We start from the raw sequence: 2,527 nt of genomic DNA on the forward strand, positions 1-2,527 counted from the left end.
TCGTTCGGGTGGCCAACTCCGTGACTAGCACCGGTGTGCCCAACACTAGGTGGGTTGGGTCCTCGATCAGGTGAAAATGAGAAATCCTCGTTGCCGTCACGTGTCCACCCGAAGGCGGGGAGAGCCGCGAGCTGTCGCCGCTGGGCCGATGGCGAGGTATTGCCGGCGACGCCGCGAATGAGGCGCTGCTTAGTGCGGGCCGGCTCCCTGGCCGGCCCGTTGCCGTGGGTCAGCCCGCCGGGGTCGGTTCGGGCATCGGCTCGCCGGTCTCCACCAGCGTCTTGAGGCTGGCCAGCAGCTCCGGCCAGCCACCGCTGCCGTCGAGTTGGCCGCTGATCGCCCGGTGCATCTCTCTGTCGGGGGAGAAGTCGTCGTGGATGACTGTCAGTCGGACGGCTCGGTCGCCGTGCGGCTCGATCTCGAAGGTCACCTTCGACCGGCGCTCGCCGAGCCGGGCGGCCAGCTCCTCGGCGGACCAGCCGAAGTGCTCGGCGTGCTCGGGCTGGAAGCCGTGCCAGCTGTAGGAGAGGCGGCGGTACGGCTCGGCGACGAGCACCCGCTGGCCCAGGTCGCGGGGCTCGACGTCCGGCGCGTCCTGCCACAGCACTGGCGATCCGGCCTGCCAGTCCGACATCAGCGCCACCCCACCCCAGTAGCGGCGGGTGAACGCCGGTTCCGTGAGCGCGGCCCACAGTCGCTGCGCGGTGGTGGTGACGTAGGTCGTGTAGACGAAGGTGGGGCTTTCCATGGCTTGTCGCTCCAATGCGGTGGTCAGGTCGGCGAGGGCGGCGGCGCGCTCGCGGTCGTAGCGGCTGAGCCACCGGTCGGCGATGGCGTTGATGGGGGCGGCGTTGAGGTAGTGCAACTTCTCCCGGCCGCGGCGCACCGTGGTGACGAGATTGGCGGCCTCCAGCACCGACAGGTGCTTGCTGACGGCCTGTCGGCTGGTGGCCAGCCCGTCGCAGAGCTCCCGCAGGGTCTGTCCGTTGCGGTCGTTGAGCCGGTCGAGCAGGCGACGCCGGCTGGGGTCGGCCAGCGCCCGGAACGCGTCGTCCATCGACCCTCCCGACAATAGGCAACCCGGCGGTTGCGTATCAACTTAGGCAGCCAGCAAGTTGCCTGTCAATCGGGCTCGCACGCCCGCGCCGACGCGTCCGCCCCGATGGGCTCTGCGTCGTCGCCACCATGGCGACGCGCGGTCGGGCGCGGCGGTGTGGCAGCGTGGTGCGGGTGACCGACTCCGCGCCGCTCGACGTCGACCTCGCGCTGCTCGGTGGCGGCGGCGCGGCGTCACTGCTGCTCGCCGCACTGGACCGACACGGCGTCCGGGATCAGCGGATCGCCATCGTCGACCCGGTGCGCCGACGCGGTCAGGACCGCACCTGGGCGTTCTGGGGCCACCCCGACACCGACCTGGACCCGCTGCTCAGCGCGAGCTGGCAGCAGGTCGAGGTGGCGACCGCGGCGCGCCGCCGCGTCCTGGACCTCACCCCGCTGCGGTACGCCATGCTCCGCTCCGGCCCGGTCTACGACCGGGCTGCCGACGCCGAGCGACGCCTGCACGCCACCCGGATCGTCGCGCCGGCCGACACGGTGCGCGACGACGGCACCCGGGTGCTGGTGCGTACCGGCGACGGGCGCACCGTACGGGCCGGCTGGGTGCTCGACTCGCGTCCCCGCCCGCCGGCCCGAGCGGGGCGAACCACCTGGTTGCAGCACTTCCGGGGGTGGTGGCTGGAGGCGGACCGGCCGGTGTTCGACCCGACCCGCGCGGTGCTGATGGACTTCCGCACCCCGCAGCCGCCCCGGGGCGTCTCCTTCGGCTACGTGCTGCCGGTCAGCGACCGCTACGCGCTGGTCGAGTACACCGAGTTCTCGCCGGACCTGCTCACCGACGCCGGCTACGACGCGGCGCTGACCGGCTACCGGGACCTGCTCGGCCTGGACCCGGCCGGGTTGCGGGTGCGCGAGGTGGAGAACGGGGTCATCCCGATGACCGACGCGCCCTTCCCGGCCCGGCCCACCCCCCGGGTGGTCCGGCTCGGCACGGCCGGTGGCGCGACCCGCCCCTCCACCGGCTTCACCTTCTCGGCCATGTACCGCCAGGCCGACCAGGTGGCCCGCGCCCTCGCCGCCGGCCGGGCGCCGGTGCCCGCGCCGGCGTACCCGCGCCGGCACCGCTGGATGGACGCGGTGGCGTTGCGGGCGCTGGACCGGGGTGGGGTGGGCGGTCCGGAGTTCTTCGACCGGCTCTTCGACCGCACCCCGGCCGCGCGGGTGCTGCGTTTCCTCGACGGCGGCCCCACTCCGGCCGAGGAGGTCGCGATCAAGAAGTCGACCCGGCTGGGGCCGATGATCGACGCGACCGCTGGTGACGCCGCAGACCGGGTGCGCGACCGGCTGCGCCCCACCCGGCCCGCGCCGGCCATCCCACCGGCGGTGGTGGGTTCGGCGCCCGGCGCGGCCGGCGCACCGCGTCCGACCTGACCGGGGTCGACTCCCGCCCCGAGCGGGTGCCGTGCGGCGC

2 protein-coding genes are annotated in these 2,527 nt (G+C 73.8%); one reads left to right on the top strand and one right to left on the bottom strand.

The features are described from left to right. Positions 1–229: 229 nt before the first annotated feature. Positions 230–1,057, bottom strand: coding sequence for a metalloregulator ArsR/SmtB family transcription factor (locus KBX53_RS29355; protein WP_210862863.1), 828 nt, complete (start codon positions 1,055–1,057; stop codon positions 230–232). 173 nt (positions 1,058–1,230) lie between these two features. On the opposite strand from KBX53_RS29355, the gene KBX53_RS29360 reads away from it, so the two are divergent. Further along, the gene (locus KBX53_RS29360; protein ID WP_210862865.1) at positions 1,231–2,487 is read left to right on the top strand and encodes a lycopene cyclase family protein; all 1,257 of its coding nucleotides are present in this window, start codon (positions 1,231–1,233) and stop codon (positions 2,485–2,487) included. The last annotated feature ends 40 nt before the right edge of the window (positions 2,488–2,527 follow it).

The sequence above is a fragment of the Micromonospora sp. M51 genome (genome assembly GCF_018070305.1).
GTDB classification, from domain to species: domain Bacteria; phylum Actinomycetota; class Actinomycetes; order Mycobacteriales; family Micromonosporaceae; genus Micromonospora; species Micromonospora parva.